Genomic DNA, 18,211 nt, shown 5'->3' with positions numbered 1-18,211 from the left:
GGCCGCCCGTCCCCGTCACCGCCAGCCAAGGGAACAACGAGCAGCCCGTCGTCCGACCGACTCCCATCCCCGTCTTCATCGGAATCACCCGAACGGGGCCGGGTCCCGTCACCATCCCCGTCACCCACGCGAGTGGGAGCCGCGCCGTCATCGGGATCACCAGCACGAGGACGAGTTCCGCCACCATCGGACTCACCCACACGCGGCCGGGCACCATCCCCGTCGGACTCGCCCACGCGGGGCCGGACGTCGTCGCCGTCGGACTCGCTCGAGCGAGGAAGGGCACCGTCCTCGTCGGAATCCCCCGAACGGGGCCGGGCGCCTTCACCATCCCCGTCACCCATGCGAGAGGGAGCGGCGTCCACATCGGAATCAGCAGCGCGAGGGGCAGTTCCGTCGCCATCGGATTCGCTTATGCGCGGCCGGGCGCCATCCCCGTCAGCCTCGGCCACACGCGGGCGGGCACCATCCCCGTCGGCCTCGCCTGCACGGGGCCTGACGCCATCGCCATCGGTTTCCCCTGCACGTGGACGGGTTCCGTCGCCATCGGAGCCACCCGCGCGCGGGCGAGCACCGTCACCATCGGACTCACCCACACGCGGGCGAGCGCCATCACCGTCAGACTCACCCACACGCGGCCGGGCATCATCGCCATCGGAGCCACCCGCGCGAGGACGAGTTCCCTCAGCACCGGATTCATCCACACGAGCCCGAGCACCGTCGGAATCCCCTGAACGCGGGCGGGCACCGTCGCCGTCGGAATCACCAGCGCGAGGACGAGTTCCATCGCCATCCGATTCCTTGGTACGAGGTGGGGCGCCATCTCCATCGGACTCGCCTGCACGCGGCCGGGCACCATCCCCATCGGGCTCGCGCACGCGTGGCGTAGTGCCGTCACCATCAGACGCACCCGCACGCGGCGGAGTACCCGCGTCGTTCGCTCCGCCGAGTCGCGGCGGAGAACCATTACCATCGGGCGACCCGGTGCGCGGGGCGGCGGTGTCGGCCTCGCCTGTGCGCGGCGGCAGGCCGGGTCCGTCCGGCGCGCCTGCCCGGGGTGTGCCCGCTTCGGGAATGCCCGAATCGCTTGCCACCTGGAGCGTGTCGGTGGCCTCTTGGCGCGAATTCGCCTGGGGCACTTGCTCGCCGGTCGGAGCGGCGTGAACAGCCGGACCACCTGCGGTGGGTGCCGGTGCCGAATCGGCGACACCGGCGCGGCTGGATGCGGCATCTGGCTTGGCGCTTTGCGTGCGGGGTTCGCCACCGCCTGCGGAGCGGTTGTCGCCTGCGGTGGGACTCGACTGAGAACCTGGGTTCGCGGCCGGGGCCGAGGCTGCCGGAGCGCCCGCGGCTGGCGCACCTGCGGTCGCCGGAGCCCCAGCAGTCGCCGGGGCCCCAGCTCCGGCCGGAGCGCCCGCAGTCGCCGGAGCCGCCGCTTGCGGTGCGCCGGCGACACCATCTGCGCCGACCAGTGCACCACCAGCCGGCACACCATTCTGTTGTGCCGCAGCAATATTCGGGTCGGCAGTGAAGGGAGAACTGTCGTTGTGGGCGCCGTTCTCCCCAGCCAGACCCGCACCGCGATCGCCCGCCTGGTCGTTCGAGGAGCGGTCGCTGGACGAACCGCCCTCCCCGCTCGACGACTCCCCCGAGGTCGAACGATCACTCGACGAACCTTCGCCCGACGAAGACCGATCGCTCGACGCGGAATCATCCGCGGCGGAAGATCTGCCGTTCTGTGAACCCGCGCCGTCGCCTCCGGAACCCGCGTCGCTCTGTGCGGAGCTGCTCGAATTACTTTGCGACCCACCAGATCCGGAAGACTGTGAGGCCGCTTGGTTCCCGCCGCCCGCTGCGGCAGGACGCGTCTGCGTGCCGGGACTGCTCGACCCGTCCCCAGCCACGCCCGCCCGGCTCGGCGAATTCGACCCACCGGTCTCGGCTCCGGAGTTCGCACCTGCCCCGCCGGGTTCGGCACCGACCCGTGGCCCACCCACGTCACCGAACAGGCTGTTCATCCGGGTCGCGAGGTCGGGACGGCTCGACAGCACCGGCGCGCCCTTTTGCCAGGCGTGACTGCCGGCGGTCCGTGCCGCGCCCGTCAACGAGCCGCTGAGACCACCCGCCGTCAGCATCCGGTAGTCGAACGGCCCCGCCCCGAAGGGAATGGTCACCGCGTAACCGGCGAGGGCACCCGCCAAACCCGCCGAGATACCGGTGATCTGGCTGTTCATGTACTGCCGCGCCCACGACGGATTGTCCACGCCGCGCATCAGACGCTTGTTGATGAGACCGGCGAGCGGCCCCGCAACGGCCCCACCGGCCGCCGAACTCAGCGCCGTGAGACCGACCTGCTCCCATTTGACCTTGTCGCGATGCCCCTTCTCCACCTGATACTGCTGAATGGCGAATTCCTGCATCGTACCGATGACGGTATCGATCATGATGTGCCGGAAAACGAACTTCACCACCGCATTCGCGGCGATCTTACCGACCGCGCGAATAATCGACGCGAGCAACCGATTCGCGATGAGGCGAACAGCGATGCGGGTCGCACCGATAGCCAGCGCATCGAGTCCGAGTTTGAACGGACCGGCCGCGAAAGAGGCCGCCATTTCCGCCGCCAGCAATGCCAGCGACGAAATGTACATCAGCTTGGCATATTCGATTTCGGTGCCGGCTTCGTAGGTGCCGTCGCCGGTTTCCTTGAAATACTTGGCCAGCGTTTTCAGCGACCGGTCTTTTTCGGGATCACCACCGGACCGGAGCAGGCTGTCGAAGGAATTGACCATCTCGGTGTAGCCGTCGCCCGCCGGATACGCCTTGATCGAAGCCGCCTTCGCCGCCTCGACATCTTTGATGACCTTTTCCAGCTCGGTGGCGGCCGTGCGCCAGTCCTCGCCGAGCTGCCACATCTGGTCTTCGTTGCCCTCGGGCCATTCCATGCCCGCAAGGATTTCGAGGTGCTGTAGCCACCCCGGGATGGTGATCGCCATATTCGGTTACCCGTGAAAGCCCGGGCTCACCAGCTCGAGTCGGTGACCGAACCGCCTCGATCACGGCCGAGGTCCACGTCGACGGTTCCGGAGAACTCCATCGGCTTGTCGTCTTCGGCCGGGCGCGCCGGCGAATTCGGTGCCGACGTGGGTGCTTTCACCGGGTCCGGGACCTTGATCTCGGGCATGCCCTCCACCAGGTCGGACAGTTTCGGCATGCGTGCGCGCTGGGTGTTCAGCGGTTCCAGCAGCTCGCTCGTCTTGCGCGCCATCTCGGCGGACGCCTGCTTGGCGGCCTCGGTGACCGCCTTGGCGATCTCGGCGTAGCTGAGGTCTTCGACGTCGGGGCCGAATTTCGTCTCGATCACCACATTGTCCGCGTTCACCGTCACTGTGACGTGTCTGCGGACCGTGGCGCTGGCCGTCAGGGTCGCGCGTTCCTGCTGGAGCCGGGCGATGGTGCGCATCTGTTCCTGCACACCTTCGAGAATGTCGGCCATATCGGCTCTGGCCTGCTCGTTCACCATTGTCGCGAATACCAGCTCAGCGCAGCCCGTAGCGGTTGTCGAGTTCCATATTGTGCAGGAACTCGGCGGATTCGGTCTGCGACTGGGACATGTTGGCGAATCCCTCGGCCACCGCGTCACCGTTGTCGGTGAGCAACTTGCTCGACTTGGTGTAACCGCCCGAGCCGTCCTGGCCGTTGGCGAAGGTTGTCCCGATGGTGTCGTGTCCCCAGCAGCCGTGGTGGCTTTCGACCGAGGCTTTGAGGGTGTCCATGATGCTGGTGACCCGGTCGTTCACGTGACCGGTTTTGGCAGCCGCACCGCGGAACAGATGCTCATCGAATTCGACCTTGTCTGCCATCTCGACGCTCCTCCACCATCGGGTAATACCTCTCGAGTATGCCACGGCGAGCACCCGCACGCAGGCCTCCAGAACGACAGGCGCACACCGATACTGACCCTTTCCTGCGGTTTCGCACCCACTGGTCACCAGGAGTTCATCACGGCGACAGCCGCATCCACAGCTGAGCCGCGCGGTCGCGCCAACTGTGGCAGACTCGGTAGACCACAACCTGGGTCGGTGCGCCGACCTGCGCAGCAACGATGATGGGGCCCGAGATTGACGTCGCGACGGAACCGCTCATGACCGACCTGAGCGGCCTCGAACGGCGCGTTGCAGCCGATCGCGCCAACACCCGCAGCCAGCAGCCCGAGGACTACCTCCGGCTGGCCGGTTCGCTCACCGAACTGGCCCAGGGGCTGCTGGCCACCCGCGACGACCCGTCCGGTCGCGACCGCACCGCCGAGGCGCTCGAGCCCGCGCAGGAAGCGGTGGCGATCCGGCTGCACTGGCTGGTCGAGGGCTTCGTCTCCTATGAGTACGCGGGTGCGCTCCAGGACGCGCTTCGGCTGTTCGAGCAGGCGACGCGGCTGGTCGGGCACCGCCAGCTCGCCACCAACACCATCCGCAGCGCGTGTTCGGCGTATCGGCAAGTCGCACAGGACTATCCGGACGTGCAGGCGATGTGCGCCGACGGGTTGTCCAAGTGCGGCGTGTGGTTGATGCGCCTCGATCACGAGGCGGCGGTGGCTGCCACGGAGTCGGCGGTGCGGATCCGGGCCGCGATGTACGCGCGGGCACCCGAGCAGCCGGGCAAGTATCTGGCCAGCCTGAGCACGCTGTTGCGGACACTGATGGTCGGACGCTCCCGCAAGCAGGCCATCGCGAGCTATCGCGCGCTGTACTCGGAGGTCACGTCCTCGGCGAGCACGGCGCAGCTGCGCGAAACCCGGATCGAGGACCTCGATCTGACCCTCAAGACCACCCAGGCACTGCACAAGCTCGGCGCTGCGACACTCGAGCGCGCCGGCCGGTTGACCCAGCAGCAGATCCTGTACCAGTCGGGTGGCGACCTGGCGACCATCGACGAAATCAACTGGCGTCTTGCCCTTGTCGGCCTGAAGCCGCTCGCCGCCGGCGCCATGCCGGAACCGCCGTCGCGGCCCGTGGAGATCACCGCGACCTACGGCGCGATCGCTGTGCGCTGCTCGGCGCCCGACGCTCTGGAGCAGGTTCGTGCCGCTGTCACCGCCGCCTTCGCCGCGCACGGCGCTACTCCTGTCGACGCGGGTCGTTTCGCCGGTGTGCACGAACGGCATTGGGGCGTCAAAGAACCGAAGGTGAACCCGGACACCGAACTCGGCGCCGATGTGGTGCTCGTCGAAAAAGCCTCGGGCAGCTGGGTTTCGGTGAAGAGCCTGAACTGGGAGATCGGCGCACTCGGCAAACACCCCCTGGCCGTCGCGTTGTCGGCGAAGTGGCCGGTGCTGACCGTCGCCACCATCGAGAACATCTCTTACGAGCTGTGCCTCTACGACAACGGCGTGGCCACCCAGTACGCCGCCCTCGGCCGCCCCGCGGGCCAGGCACCACTCGACACTCCCCTGGCCCCCCTCGACTTCGCCACCCTCGCCGACTACGGCGCCGACTACGCTTCCGAAACCCAGGTCCGTGCGGCCTTCGGCAACGCGGCGATGTTCGCCAAGGTCACCGAACTCCCCGGCAGCGGCATCCGCCAAGCCGCCGAAAAGGGCCCCCTCACCGACTACGGCCCCGACATCCTGTTCTTCGGCAAGGACTGACACACCAAAGCCGCTGCCCTCCAGACCTCGAGGGCAGCGGCTTTTGTGTGCTCAGGAATTGCGGTTCGCGTCTCGCTTGATCCGGGCAGCGCTGCCGAAGCAGGCTGCCGCCGTCACCAGCAGACCCGTGGTGATCGCGCTGGTGAAGCCGCTCGGCTCCATATCGAACGCCGAGAACATCAGAATGAACACGCCGAAGCCTGCCAGTGCTGCAATTCCCCCCATGAATAGATTCTTACGTTGCTGCACTTGATCTTCCGTCATACCGGTAAAAGTATCGGTTGACGGCGGGAATTGTAAACCGCAGCCGGACAAAGCTTTCGAAATTGCCGAATTGCTCGCAACAATTGATTGCACCCCGATTACCGTCGATCCGGGTCACCCGGCATGATCGATTACTGTGCGAGTACTGCTGCAACGTGTGACCACCGCCCAGGTAACAGTCGACGATCAGGTCGTCGGCCGGATCGACCCGGCCACGACGGGTGCGCCGCACGGCCTGCTCGCGCTGGTCGGCGTCACCCACACCGACACCGAGGACATCGCGAAAGCGCTGGCGGACAAGACTTTCCGCCTGCGGATCCTCGACGGCGAGCGATCGGCCGCCGACCTGAACGCGCCGATTCTCGTCGTCAGCCAGTTCACCCTCTACGCCAACACCGCAAAGGGGCGCCGCCCCTCCTGGAACGCGGCCGCTCCGGGCCCGGTCGCCGAACCCCTGGTGGACACCTTCGCCGACACCCTGCGCGACCTGGGCGCCACCGTGGCCACCGGAAAATTCGGCGCCCACATGCACATAGACCTGACCAACGACGGCCCGGTCACCGTCCTGCTCGAAGGCTGAACTAATTGTCGCCAGGCCGGTACGGGATGCCGTCTGCGGCGGGCGCGACGGCTTTTCCGATGAATCCGGCAACCACGACGAGAGTCACCACGTAAGGCAGCATGCCGAGGAATTCGGTGGGGATCGGATTGCCGGGCATGGTGTTGAGGAACCGTTGCAGCGCGCTGGAGAAACCGAAGAGCAGGGCGGCCAGGAGGGCACCGACGGGGTTCCAGCGCCCGACGATCATCACCGCGAGCGCGACGAAACCGAGGGCCGCGGTCATGTTCTTGCTGAAGGCCACATTGTTGGCGATGGTGAAGAAGGCGCCGCCGAAACCTGACAGCGCACCCGCGCAGGTGACGTTCCAGAATCGCAGCCGGTTCACGTCGATACCGGCGGCGTCGGCCGCCGCCGGGTGCTCCCCGACGGCACGGGTCCGCAGCCCCCACCTGGTGTGGAACAGCAGGTAGGACAGCCCGAACACGCAGGCCAGCGCCACATAGACGAAGAGATTCTGGTCGAACAGGACCGGTCCGAGGATCGGGAGGTCGGTGAGGAAACCGAGGCCGATGTCGTGCAGGAATCCACCGATGCGCGGCACCGTGCTCGGCTGGTTGAGCGAATGGTCCATGCGCATCAGCCGCTCGAAAAGGAACCCGGTGAGGCCGAGCGCGAGCAGGTTCAGGATCACACCGGTGACCAGCTGATTCACCTCGAAACGGGTGGCCAGCCAGGCCAGCAGCAGCGTGGATATCATGCCGCTGAGCACCGCCGCGAGTATGCCGACATAGGGGTTGCCGGTGATGGAGGCGAACAGCACCGCGGTGAAGGCGCCCGCCAGGAACTGTCCCTCGATGCCGAGGTTGATGACACCGGACCGCTCACACACCACCCCGGACAGGGCACCGAAGATGAACGGCAAGGCCAGGAACAGCGTGGTGGCCAGCACGAACTCCACCGGGAACCCGACGCCGGGCGTCACCACCCAGGACAGCACCGCGATCACCAGCGCGGTCGCCGCCACCCCGACGATCACCCCGTGCGTGCGCGCACTCACCGCCCGCGCGAGCAACAGCACTCCGAGCAGCACGGTGAGCACCGCAAGCGTCACAACGATGCCGAAAGTGCCGACGGTCCAGCTGCTTTCGACGGTCTGATCCAGACGGAACGTGGTGGCCCGCCCATCGGGCATCCACAGCAACGCCGCGACGGCGAGCACCGCCCCGAGTACGACGAGCACTGCCCCACCCACCGGGTGACGCACGGTCTCGGTCACGACGACCGGTTTCGATTCGGCGACAGCGGTACTCACCAGCCCCTCGCTTCCAGCGTGTTGAGCCCACCGCGCGGAGTGCGCAGGTGCAGCAGGGTTTTCACCAGGGCGGGCGCGGCGATGAACAGCACGATCACCGCCTGCAACAGCGTCGACATCTCGACCGGGATGGCGGGCTGCATGTGCAGCGTGCCCGACTTCAACGCACCGAACAGCAGCGCCGCCGCGACGATCCCACCCGGATGCGCCCGCCCGAGCAATGCGACAGTGATCCCGTCGAAGCCGAACTCGGCAACCGTTCCGGGGTTCACCGTGTACGGGTTCAACCCGAGTACGAGCGCCCCACCACCGATCCCGGCGAGCGCACCCGACACCCCCATCGTGGTGATGAACGTACGACCCATGTCGATGCCCGCCGTTTGCGCCGCGTGCGGATTCGCCCCGACCGCGCGGATCCGGTACCCGAAGGTCGACTTGCGCAGCAGCCACCAGATCCCGGCCGCCAGCGCCAACGCGATCAGCAGCCCGGCACTCACCCGCAGCCCCGATCCCGCCCAGCCGAGGAGCCGAGGCAGCCGGGCCGAGATGTCGGCCGGTTTGGACACCAGCTCCTGCGAGGTCAGCGAGTGGATGAAGGTGGTGCTCAGCGCCCAGAGCAGGAAGTAGGTGGCGATATTGTTCAGCATGATCGACGAGATCACCTCGTGTGCACCGGTTTTCGCCTTCAGCACACCGGGAATCGCACCGAAGAGTCCACCCGCGAGCGCACCGGCGGCCAGCGCGAGTGGCACGTGCAGCAGCGGCGGCAGGTCGATCGCGAACCCGACGATCAACGCACCGAGCATGCCGAAGATGAACTGCCCGTGCCCACCGATATTGAACAGTCCGGCCCGAAACGCCAGCCCCACGGCGAGCCCGGTGAAGATCAGCGGGGTGGCGTAGGTGAGCGTCTCCGAGATCGGGCGCAGCACCTGGGCGAGGGTGGCTGTGCCGTCGAAGAACTCCTGCAGGCGGCCGATGTCGAGGATGGCGCCCTCGAACAGGTCACGATAGGCCGTGCTCACCGCCTGCCAGGAGAAACTCAGCGCATCGGTTGGCCGGTTGAGAAAGTAGCCCCAAGCCCGGCGCACCGACGGATCGGAAACGATGATGAGCAGCGCGCCGATCGCGAAGGCGAGCAGCAGTGAATAGATGGTCACCATCACGCTGTTGGCTTCGGTCAGATACCGGGTGAAGGTGCGGCCGAAACCAGGTCTTTCGGGCCGGGGCGATTCGGTCTCCGGCGCGGTGGTCGTACTCGGCATGGGAATCCTCGAGGATGTCGGCGCCAGTTCAGCTCGGGGTGGCGGATTCGGTGGGGCGGTGGCCTGCCATCAGCTGACCGATGATCTCGCGCGGGGTGTCCGGCCCGACCTCGCCGACGATCTGCCCGTTGTGGATCACCGCGATCCTGTCGGACAGGGCGAGGATCTCGTCCAGTTCGGCGGAGATGAGCAGCACTCCGGTCCCCGAGTCACGTTCGGCGACGAGCCTGCTGTGGATGAACTCGATAGCGCCGACGTCCACCCCTCGGGTGGGCTGTGCGGCGACGAGAACCGCACGGGGACGGGAGAATTCGCGGGCAATCACCACTTTCTGCTGATTACCACCCGACAGGGCGGACACCGGTTCGCCGGGCCCACGGGTGCGGATGTCGAAGTCGGCGATGGCCTTGTCGGCCAGCGTGCGGACAGCGTCGCCGTCGAGCACGCCGCGATGCGACAGCGGTGCGTCGCGGTACTGGTTGAGCACGAGGTTCTCGGCCACGGTGAAGTCGGCCGCCAGCCCGTCGCGGCCGCGGTCCTCCGGGATGTAGCCGAGCCCGGCGACGATGCGCCGGTACGGATCCCACGAGGTCACCGGCACCCCACCCAGCTCGACCGTCCCGCCGTCCGGACGGACGGTGCCGAGCACGGCCCTGGCTAATTCGGTCTGGCCGTTGCCCTCCACCCCGGCCAACCCGACGATCTCACCGGCGCGCACCGTGAGGTTCAGCCCGTCGAGCACCGCCGTGCCCCGCTCGCCGAGCACCGTCAGATCCTTCACCGCCAAGGCGACCTCACCTGGATCGGCGGGCGTGCGCTCGACGGTCAGGATCACCGACCGCCCGACCATCGCCGCCGCCAGCTCGGCCTCGCTGTCCTCGGGCGAGGCCTGGGCCACCACCTTGCCCCGGCGCAGCACCGTGATGGTGTCGGCGATGGCCTTCACCTCTTTGAGCTTGTGGCTGATGAAGATCACCGACATGCCAGCGGCGGTGAGATTGCGGATGATGCCGAGCAGCTCCGCTACTTCCGGCGGGGTGAGGACGGCGGTCGGTTCGTCGAGGATCAGCAGGTCGGTGTCGCCGGAGAGCGCCTTGACGATCTCCACCCGCTGCTGCACACCCACCGGCAGGTCCTCGCAGATGGCATCCGGATCGAGGGCGAGACCGTAGCGATCCGACACCGCGCGCACCGCGTCGCGTGCCGCCGCCCGGTCCAGAATCCCGCGCTTGGCGTGTTCGCGACCCAGCTGCACGTTGTCGGCCACACTGAACGGGCCGACCAGCTTGAAATGCTGGTGCACCATACCGATTCCGGCGGCGATCGCGTCGCTGGGCGAACGGAACCGCACAGGTTCGCCGTCGATGAGGATCTCGCCGCTGGTTGGTTCGAGAATGCCGTAGAGCATATTCATCAGGGTCGATTTACCCGCTCCGTTCTCACCGAGAATCGCGTGCACCTGCCCGGGTTCCACCACCAGGTCGACATTCTCGTCGGCCAGGAAATCGCCGAAAGCCTTTGTCAGTCCCCGTACTTCGAGTCGCATGTCGTTGTCCTCAGAGCTTGGGGGCGGCGGGTGAGTCGATCACGATCCGGCCTTCGACGATCTCGGTGCGCAGGGCCGTGAGCTCCTGTTTCAGCCGCTCGGGCACGGCACCGTCGAAATCATGGAACGGCGCGAGGCCCACCCCACCGTTGCCGAGCGTGCCGACATACCGGCCGTCTTTCGGGCCCTCGGCGAAAGCGTTGTCGATCGCGACGCGCACCGCGGCGGAAATGTCCTTCATCGACGACGACAACATGATGTCCTTGTATTCCGGCACGGCTTCGTACCCGTCGGAATCGACCCAGATCATGCTCACCCCAGGCGAATCCTGCACCGCCGACGCACCGCCCATGCCGACGGGACCGGCCACCGGGTGAATGATGTCGGCGCCCTGGGCGATGAAATTCTCGGTCAGCGAGCGACCGGCACTGGTGTCGTCGAAATTGCCGGTGAACGAACCGTTCTGCTCGGCGACATTCCAGCCGAGCACCTCGGTACTCGTCCCGTGAACCTGGTTGTACCTGGCCACGCCTGCCGCGAAACCGTCCATGAAGATCGTCACGGCGGGGATCTGCATGCCGCCCCAGGTCGCGACGCGTCCGGTCTTGGTCATGCCCGCCGCGAGATAGCCTGCGAGATAAGAGGATTGGGCGGCGTTGAACTCCATCGAATAGACGTTGTCCAACTCCACGTGCGCGTCGACGATGGCGAACCGCTGATCCGGGTACTCCCCCGCCACCTGCGCCACCGCCTCGGCCATCAGGCCGCCGACGCCGATCACCAGATCGCAGTCGTCATCGGCCGAGGCACGCAGGTTGGGTTCGTAATCGGCGGAACTGTTCGACTGCCGGTAGGAACCGTAGACCCCGGGGTTGGCGTCGATCGCCGCCTTCACCCCGTTCCAGCCGGATTCGTTGAACGACTTGTCGTCCACCCCGCCCGCATCGGTCACCATGCAGGTCTCGAAACCGGCACTCGCCGAACCGTAGGTATTGCCCGATCCCGTGTAGCGCGACTCGGCGGGCGGCTCACCGCAACCGACGAGCGACGCCGCCGTCGCACAGGTGGCGACGACGGCGATCAGCGCGATCCCAGATCTCATTACTCAGAGATACAGGATCCCCCCGGCACGGAGCCGGATTCGAAACATTACTTCACCGAAAAGTCGCGAAAGACTTTCCCGAAGTCACTCCGGGCGCAGGGTGAGGATGCGTGGGCCGTCCTCGGTGACGGCGACGCTGTGTTCCCAGTGGGCGGCACGGGAACCGTCGGTGGTGACCACAGTCCAGTCGTCGTCGAGGGTTTTGGTTTCGGTGGTGCCGAGGGTGAGCATCGGTTCGATGGCCAGGACCGATCCGACGACCAGGCGCGGGCCCTTGCCCGGGGCGCCCTCGTTCGGGAGGAAGGGGTCCATGTGCATCTCACGGCCGATGGCGTGGCCACCGTAGCCGTCGACGATGCCGTATTTGCGGCCGTGCACCTCTTCGGCGGCACGGGTGCCGAGCTCGATCGCGTGCGACACATCGGTGAGCCGGTTGCCGGGCACCATCGCGCCGATACCCGCCTCCATCGACCACTTGGTCGCCTCGCTGAGCAGACGATCGGCTTCGATGATGTTGCCGACGCCGAAGGTCCAGGCGGAATCACCGTGCCAGCCGTCGAGGATGGCGCCACAGTCGATCGACACCAGATCGCCCTCGGTGAGGATCTCACTCGCCGAGGGGATCCCGTGCACCACACGGTCGTTGACCGAAGAACAGATCGAGCCGGGGAAACCGTGGTAACCCTTGAACGACGGAACCGCGCCCGCCTCCCGGATCACCTGCTCGGCGACCTCGTCGAGCTCGAGCGTCGACACCCCGGGCTTGGCGGCATCGCGCACGGCGACCAGCGCCCGCCCGACGATCGCGCCCGCCGCCGCCATGGCGTCGAGCTCGCCCGCCGTGCGGAACGGCACGACCTTCTTCTTCCGACCGAATGCCATTACTGGCCGAGAGCCTTCAGCGCTCGCGCGTTGACGTCGTCGACCTCGCCGAGACCGTCGACGGTCACGACCAGACCGTCGTAGTACTCGAGCAGCGGCTCGGTCTCCTCGCGGTAGACCCGCAGCCGGTTGCGGATGACGTCCTCGGTGTCGTCGGCGCGGCCACGGGCGAGCATGCGCTCGACCACGGTGTCCTCGGCGACCACGAAGCACAGCACGGCGTCGAGCGCGGTGCCGTGATGCTCGAGGATCTTCTTCAGCGCGTCGGCCTGGTCGACCGTGCGCGGGTAACCGTCGAGGACGAAACCGTTCGCGGCGTCCGGTTCGGCGACGCGGGCTTCGACCATGCGGTTGGTGACGTCGCTGGGGACCAGGTCACCGGCGTCCATGTACTTCTGCGCCTCGCGACCGAGGGCGGTCTGCTGGCTGATGTTCGCGCGGAAGAGGTCTCCGGTGGAGATGTGCGGAACGCCCAGCTTTTCCGACAGCAGGACGGCCTGAGTACCTTTGCCGGCACCCGGCGGCCCGAGCAGAACAACTCTCACTTGAGGAACCCTTCGTAATTTCGATTCATCAGCTGGCTCTCGATCTGCTTGACCGTGTCGAGACCCACGCTGACCATGATGAGCACCGCGGCACCGCCGAAGGACATGTTCGCCGACTGGCCCGTGCTGCCGCTGCCGAGGGCGATACTCGGCAGGACGGTGACCGCGCCGAGGTAGATCGAGCCGGGCAGGGTGATGCGGCTCAGAACATAATTGAGGTAGTCGGCGGTCGGCTTACCGGGGCGGTAGCCCGGAATGAAGCCACCGAACTTCTTCATCTCGTCCGCGCGTTCCTCCGGGTTGAAGGTGATCGCGACGTAGAAGTAGGTGAAGAACACGATCAAACCGAAGTAGACGGCGATGTAGACCGGGTTGGTCGGATCGACCAGATACTTCTGGATGATCTCCTGCCACCAGCTCGGGTCCGTCGCGGTGCTCGACGAGGTGAGCTGCGAAATCAGGTTGGGCAGGTAGAGCAGTGAGGACGCGAAGATCACCGGGATCACACCGGCCTGGTTGACCTTCAGCGGCAGATAGGTCGAGGAGCCGCCGTACATCTTGCGGCCGACGACCCGCTTGGCGTACTGCACCGGGATCCGGCGCTGACCCTGTTCGACGAAGACCACCGCGACGATGATCAGCAGCACACCGACACACACGAGGCTGAAGATCATGGCGCCACGGGTATCGAGGATGGCCTTGCCGTCGAGCGGGATACGCGCGGCGATACCGGCGAAGATCAGCAGCGACATGCCGTTACCGACACCGCGCTCGGTGATCTGCTCGCCGAACCACATCACCAGGGCCGCACCGGCGGTCATCACCAGCACGATGACGATCATGCCGAAGATGCCGGTGTCCTCGAGGATGTCTTCCTGGCAGCCCTGCAACAGCTGACCGCGAGCGGCGAGCGCGACGAGACCCGTGGCCTGCAGGATCGCCAGGGCGATCGAGAGGTAGCGGGTGTACTGCGTCATCTTGGTCTGGCCTGCTTGGCCTTCCTTGCGCAACTCCTCGAAGCGCGGGATGACCACGGTCAGCAGCTGGATGATGATGCTCGCGGTGATGTACGGCATGATGCCGATCGCGAACACCGAAAGCTGCAGTAGCGCACCACCGGAGAACAGATTGATGAGCTGGTAGATACCGGCGGATTCGCCACCGGAAACCAGCTTCACGCATTCCTGGACGTTCTGATAGTTGACGCCGGGGGACGGCAGCGCGGCACCCAACCGGTACAGCACGATCAACCCCAGCGTGAAGAGAATCTTCCGCCGTAAGTCCGGAGTCCGGAAGGCCGATACGAAGGCGGAAAGCACAGATCCTCCTGGCGAACGACATGGTCATGCCATGCGACTGAACCAACACGGCGTCGTGGTGGAGACGTCAGCCGATGACGAGCTTGGCAGACAACACTTGTTGAGACTCTACAGTGACACCGGACGAGTACTCGACTCGTCCGGTGTCGCTGTGACTACAGTACCGTCAGGCCAGTTCGGTGACGGTGCCACCGGCGGCGGTGATCTTCTCCTTGGCGGAGCCGGTCACCTTGTCGGCGGTCACCTGCACGGCGACGGAGATATCGCCGTCACCGAGGACCTTCACCAGCTCGTTCTTGCGAACGGCGCCGGCCGCGACGAGCTCGGCCTTACCGACCGTGCCGCCTTCGGGGAACAGCTCCGCGATGCGGCCCACGTTCACAACCTGGTACTCCACGCGGAAGCGGTTGGTGAAGCCCTTCAGCTTCGGCAGGCGCATGTGCAGCGGCATCTGGCCACCCTCGAACGCCGCCGGGACGTTCTTGCGGGCCTTGGTGCCCTTGGTACCACGACCGGCGGTCTTGCCCTTGGAACCCTCACCGCGGCCCACACGGGTCTTCTCGGTCTTGGAACCCGGCGCAGGACGCAGGTGGTGCAATTTGATGGTCATGTCAGACCTCCTCAACTGTTACGAGGTGGCGCACGACATTGATCAGACCGCGGTTCTGAGCGTTGTCCTCACGAACCACCGACTGGCGGATCTTCCGCAGGCCGAGGGTACGCAGGCTCGCGCGCTGGTTCGCCTTGGCACCGATCGTGCTCTTGATCTGGGTCACCTTGAGATCTGCCATGTCAGGCTCCCTGTCCCGCACGCGCACGCAGCATGCCCGCCGGAGCGACGTCCTCGATCGGCAGACCGCGACGCGCGGCAACCTCTTCGGGACGCTGGAGCATCTTGAGCGCGGCAACCGTCGCGTGAACGACGTTGATCGCATTGTCGCTACCGAGCGACTTGGCCAGAATGTCGTGAATGCCAGCGCATTCGAGCACGGCACGCGCCGCACCACCGGCGATCACACCGGTACCGGGCGAAGCCGGACGCAGCATGACCACACCGGCCGCCGCCTCACCCTGAACCGGGTGGGTGATGGTCGAGCCGATCATCGGGACGCGGAAGAAGCTCTTGCGAGCCTCCTCGACACCCTTCTGGATGGCCGCGGGAACTTCCTTGGCCTTGCCGTAGCCGACGCCGACCAGACCGTTGCCGTCACCGACGATCACGAGGGCGGTGAAGCTGAAGCGACGACCACCCTTCACGACCTTGGAGACGCGGTTGATCGCGACTACGCGCTCGAGCTGGTTCTTCTCGGCCGCGTTGTCCCGACGGTCGCCGCCACCGCGACGATCGCCGCCACCGCGACGGTTGCCCTCGGGGCCACCGCTGGGGTTGTTGTTGTTCTGTCCGGCGGGTCCGTTGCCGCCGTCACGCCGCTGACGTCCCGGCATCAGACGTTCCTTCCGTTCGAAAATTCAGTCATCAGAACTTCAGCCCACCTTCACGAGCGGCATCGGCCAGCGCCGCGATGCGGCCGTGGTAGTCGTGACCACCACGGTCGAACACGACCGACTCGATACCGGCAGCCTTGGCGCGCTCGGCGATCAGCTGACCGACCTTGGCGCCCTTGGCGGACTTGTCGCCCTCCAGCGCACGCACATCGGCCTCGATCGAGGACGCGGCGGCGATGGTCTTGCCGACCGAATCGTCGACGAGCTGAGCGTGCAGGTGCCGCGAGGAACGGTTGACGACCAAGCGGGGACGCTCGGTGGTGCCGACGACCTTCTTACGCAGACGGAAGTGACGGCGGGTCTTCGACAGACGACGCTTCGTCGATGCGTCCTTGCCGAGCGGAATCCGCTTGGCCTTCTGGTTAGCAGTTTGCGCCATGATCACTTACCCGTCTTTCCGACCTTGCGGCGAACGACCTCGCCGGCGTAGCGGATGCCCTTGCCCTTGTACGGGTCGGGCTTACGCAGTCCGTGGATCACAGCGGAGATCTGGCCGACCTTCTGCTTGTCGATCCCGGAAACCGAGAACTTGGTGGGCGATTCCACCGCGAAGGTGATGCCTTCCGGGGCCTCGATCGGCACCGGGTGGCTGTAGCCGAGGGCGAACTCGAGGTTCGAACCCTTGGCCTGAACGCGGTAACCGACGCCGAAGATTTCCATCTTCTTCTCGTAGCCCTTGGTGACACCCTCGATCATGTTGGCGATCAGGGTGCGGCTCAGGCCGTGCAGCGAACGGTTGGCGCGCTCGTCGTTGGGACGGGCGACCACGAGCTGGTTGGCTTCGTCTTTGCTGACGGTGATCGGCTCGGCAACGGTGTGCGACAGGGTGCCCTTGGGACCCTTCACCGTGACGACCTGACCGTCGATGCTGACGTCGACACCGGCCGGGATTGCGATGGGGTTTTTACCAATACGCGACATTAGTCCAGACCTCCCTTACCAGACGTAGGCGAGGACTTCGCCCCCGACGCCCTGCTTGGCCGCTTGCCGGTCGGTGAGCAGGCCGGTCGACGTGGAGATGATCGCCACGCCGAGGCCGCCGAGGACCTTGGGCAGGTTGGTGGACTTCGCGTACACACGCAGACCCGGCTTCGAGACGCGACGCAGGCCCTGCAGGCTGCGCTCACGGCTCGGGCCGTACTTCAGATCGACGACGAGGGCCTTGCCCACCGGCGCGTCTTCGGTGCGGTAATCGGCGATGTAACCCTCGCGCTTCAGGATCTCGGCGATGTTCGCCTTGAGCTTGGAGTGCGGAGCCTTCACCTGATCGTGGTACGCCGAGTTGGCGTTGCGCAGACGCGTCAAGAAGTCTGCGATCGGATCAGTCATGGTCATGGTTAGACCTCGACACCTTTCTCGCTGCGGTTCCCATGCAGCATCTCCCCGCTTTCGCGAGGCGACCGTGGGCCTACAACAATTCGGCTGGTCCGGGCGGCACTTACCGACCGGATGAGTACTCTTCACGAGCGCTCGGCGCCCGGCACGATCCACCCACGTCGAGCGTGGAGCGGACACAGATCTGCCCAGGCAACCGCTCTAGTGTAGGCAACGCCGTGGTCAGGACAAAATCCGGGGTTCAGGACGCGGGCTGGTTCGCGCGGGAGGTGGCCAGAATCGCCGAAGCCGAGACCCCGGTGGCCACGATCAGCATCATCTCGCCGCCGACCAGCATGCTCATCACACCGCCCAGCAGCGCGCCCGTCGCGAAGGCCGCGTACTGCAGGCCGTAACCGAGCCAATCCCGCACACTGCCGCCGCTGACGTGACTCTCGATGCCCTGGCCCAGTTTCACAACCGTTCCGGTGACGTAGCTGAGCGGGACGCTGACCTCACCGTTCTTGACAAAGGCGGTGTTGAGCGCGCCGACCGCGAACGCGACGAACATGATCGGGACGAAACCCAGTTCCTGCCCGCCGGTTCGGCTGACCACGTAGTCGACCACCACCGCGGCGGCCAGCGCGACCGTGGTCACCACCGAGGCGCCGTAGTGGCCGTTGCGCCACAGCCGCCGTCGCAGCAGTGAGGCCACGAAGACGCCGAGGCCGAAGGCGAACAGCAGCGATATCGCGCCGATGGCCAGCAGATAGTCGCCGTCGAACCAGCCGAGGAGCGCGCGTTCGGTATTTCCGGTCATGAATGTCACGAAGTATCCGGCGGAATGTGTATAGGCTGCCGCGCCGATAAATCCCGCCAATATCGAAAGAAACGCCACCATTGTCATCGCGCCTGCCGGGATACCCCGCAGCGGCTGGCGGTTGTCCAGG

General features: G+C 66.2%; 21 protein-coding genes. 3 read left to right on the top strand and 18 right to left on the bottom strand.

All coding sequences use genetic code 11. The features are described from left to right. Positions 1-412: 412 nt before the first annotated feature. Positions 413-793 (bottom strand): hypothetical protein, encoded by a 381-nt coding sequence (locus tag AB0F86_RS24910; RefSeq protein ID WP_356985925.1) that lies wholly within the window; start codon positions 791-793, stop codon positions 413-415. Positions 794-2,375: 1,582 nt separating this feature from the next. Between AB0F86_RS24910 and AB0F86_RS24905 the strand changes: the two genes are divergently transcribed. Continuing rightward, positions 2,376-2,972 (top strand): hypothetical protein, encoded by a 597-nt coding sequence (locus tag AB0F86_RS24905; protein WP_356985926.1) that lies wholly within the window; start codon positions 2,376-2,378, stop codon positions 2,970-2,972. A 50-nt stretch (positions 2,973-3,022) separates the two neighbouring features. On the opposite strand, the gene AB0F86_RS24900 is transcribed toward AB0F86_RS24905, so the two are convergent. Both AB0F86_RS24900 and AB0F86_RS24895 read right to left on the bottom strand, forming a co-directional pair. Continuing rightward, on the bottom strand, positions 3,023-3,523 hold the full coding sequence (locus AB0F86_RS24900; protein WP_356985927.1) for a YbaB/EbfC family nucleoid-associated protein: 501 nt from the start codon (positions 3,521-3,523) through the stop codon (positions 3,023-3,025). A 16-nt stretch (positions 3,524-3,539) separates the two neighbouring features. Then, positions 3,540-3,863 carry a hypothetical protein gene (locus tag AB0F86_RS24895; protein ID WP_225281878.1) on the bottom strand — a complete coding sequence of 108 codons (324 nt, stop codon included), beginning with the start codon at positions 3,861-3,863 and terminating at the stop codon, positions 3,540-3,542. A gap of 281 nt (positions 3,864-4,144) precedes the next feature. Between AB0F86_RS24895 and AB0F86_RS24890 the strand changes: the two genes are divergently transcribed. Continuing rightward, positions 4,145-5,644 (top strand): hypothetical protein, encoded by a 1,500-nt coding sequence (locus tag AB0F86_RS24890; protein ID WP_356985928.1) that lies wholly within the window; start codon positions 4,145-4,147, stop codon positions 5,642-5,644. A gap of 51 nt (positions 5,645-5,695) precedes the next feature. Here the strand turns inward: AB0F86_RS24890 and AB0F86_RS24885 are convergent, their stop codons facing one another. Further along, on the bottom strand, positions 5,696-5,908 hold the full coding sequence (locus AB0F86_RS24885) for a hypothetical protein (protein WP_225281876.1): 213 nt from the start codon (positions 5,906-5,908) through the stop codon (positions 5,696-5,698). Between the two features lie 136 nt (positions 5,909-6,044). Here AB0F86_RS24885 and dtd point away from each other — a divergent pair, with 136 nt between their 5' ends. Then, positions 6,045-6,488 carry a D-aminoacyl-tRNA deacylase gene (gene dtd / locus AB0F86_RS24880; protein ID WP_225281875.1) on the top strand — a complete coding sequence of 148 codons (444 nt, stop codon included), beginning with the start codon at positions 6,045-6,047 and terminating at the stop codon, positions 6,486-6,488. A gap of 1 nt (position 6,489) precedes the next feature. Here the strand turns inward: dtd and AB0F86_RS24875 are convergent, their stop codons facing one another. The 14 genes from AB0F86_RS24875 to AB0F86_RS24810 form a co-directional block, all read right to left on the bottom strand. Further along, positions 6,490-7,782, bottom strand: a complete 1,293-nt coding sequence (locus tag AB0F86_RS24875; RefSeq protein ID WP_225281874.1) for an ABC transporter permease — start codon at positions 7,780-7,782, stop codon at positions 6,490-6,492. Next, entirely contained in the window at positions 7,779-9,047 is a 1,269-nt protein-coding gene (locus AB0F86_RS24870; protein WP_225281873.1) for an ABC transporter permease, read from the bottom strand. The genes AB0F86_RS24875 and AB0F86_RS24870 overlap by 4 nt, the downstream gene beginning before the upstream one ends. Before the next feature lie 28 nt (positions 9,048-9,075). Beyond that, the gene (locus tag AB0F86_RS24865; RefSeq protein ID WP_225281872.1) at positions 9,076-10,593 is read right to left on the bottom strand and encodes an ABC transporter ATP-binding protein; all 1,518 of its coding nucleotides are present in this window, start codon (positions 10,591-10,593) and stop codon (positions 9,076-9,078) included. Between the two features lie 10 nt (positions 10,594-10,603). Then, the gene (locus tag AB0F86_RS24860) at positions 10,604-11,695 is read right to left on the bottom strand and encodes a BMP family ABC transporter substrate-binding protein (RefSeq protein WP_356985929.1); all 1,092 of its coding nucleotides are present in this window, start codon (positions 11,693-11,695) and stop codon (positions 10,604-10,606) included. 84 nt (positions 11,696-11,779) lie between these two features. Then, positions 11,780-12,577: a type I methionyl aminopeptidase gene (gene map / locus AB0F86_RS24855; protein WP_225281870.1), complete on the bottom strand. Its 798-nt coding sequence runs from the start codon at positions 12,575-12,577 to the stop codon at positions 11,780-11,782. After that, positions 12,577-13,122 (bottom strand): adenylate kinase, encoded by a 546-nt coding sequence (locus AB0F86_RS24850; protein ID WP_067491064.1) that lies wholly within the window; start codon positions 13,120-13,122, stop codon positions 12,577-12,579. The genes map and AB0F86_RS24850 overlap by 1 nt, the downstream gene beginning before the upstream one ends. After that, positions 13,119-14,441, bottom strand: coding sequence for a preprotein translocase subunit SecY (gene secY, locus AB0F86_RS24845; RefSeq protein WP_067491066.1), 1,323 nt, complete (start codon positions 14,439-14,441; stop codon positions 13,119-13,121). The genes AB0F86_RS24850 and secY overlap by 4 nt, the downstream gene beginning before the upstream one ends. 166 nt (positions 14,442-14,607) lie before the next feature. Next, the gene (rplO, locus tag AB0F86_RS24840) at positions 14,608-15,051 is read right to left on the bottom strand and encodes a 50S ribosomal protein L15 (protein ID WP_067491068.1); all 444 of its coding nucleotides are present in this window, start codon (positions 15,049-15,051) and stop codon (positions 14,608-14,610) included. Between the two features lies 1 nt (position 15,052). Further along, a complete protein-coding gene (gene rpmD, locus AB0F86_RS24835; RefSeq protein ID WP_067491217.1) occupies positions 15,053-15,232 on the bottom strand; it encodes a 50S ribosomal protein L30 in 180 nt (59 codons plus the stop codon). Between the two features lies 1 nt (position 15,233). Further along, positions 15,234-15,887, bottom strand: a complete 654-nt coding sequence (rpsE, locus tag AB0F86_RS24830; RefSeq protein WP_067491070.1) for a 30S ribosomal protein S5 — start codon at positions 15,885-15,887, stop codon at positions 15,234-15,236. A 31-nt stretch (positions 15,888-15,918) separates the two neighbouring features. Continuing rightward, positions 15,919-16,326: a 50S ribosomal protein L18 gene (gene rplR / locus AB0F86_RS24825; protein WP_067491072.1), complete on the bottom strand. Its 408-nt coding sequence runs from the start codon at positions 16,324-16,326 to the stop codon at positions 15,919-15,921. A 2-nt stretch (positions 16,327-16,328) separates the two neighbouring features. Continuing rightward, entirely contained in the window at positions 16,329-16,868 is a 540-nt protein-coding gene (gene rplF, locus AB0F86_RS24820; RefSeq protein ID WP_067491075.1) for a 50S ribosomal protein L6, read from the bottom strand. Between the two features lie 15 nt (positions 16,869-16,883). Continuing rightward, on the bottom strand, positions 16,884-17,282 hold the full coding sequence (gene rpsH / locus AB0F86_RS24815; RefSeq protein WP_067491077.1) for a 30S ribosomal protein S8: 399 nt from the start codon (positions 17,280-17,282) through the stop codon (positions 16,884-16,886). A 241-nt stretch (positions 17,283-17,523) separates the two neighbouring features. Beyond that, positions 17,524-18,168 carry a YoaK family protein gene (locus AB0F86_RS24810; protein ID WP_356986023.1) on the bottom strand — a complete coding sequence of 215 codons (645 nt, stop codon included), beginning with the start codon at positions 18,166-18,168 and terminating at the stop codon, positions 17,524-17,526. Between the last annotated feature and the right edge of the window lie 43 nt (positions 18,169-18,211).

It is taken from the genome of Nocardia sp. NPDC023733 (assembly GCF_040639775.1).
In the GTDB taxonomy this organism is placed as follows: domain Bacteria; phylum Actinomycetota; class Actinomycetes; order Mycobacteriales; family Mycobacteriaceae; genus Nocardia; species Nocardia rosealba.
This window is presented reverse-complemented; position numbering and strand designations above follow the sequence as displayed.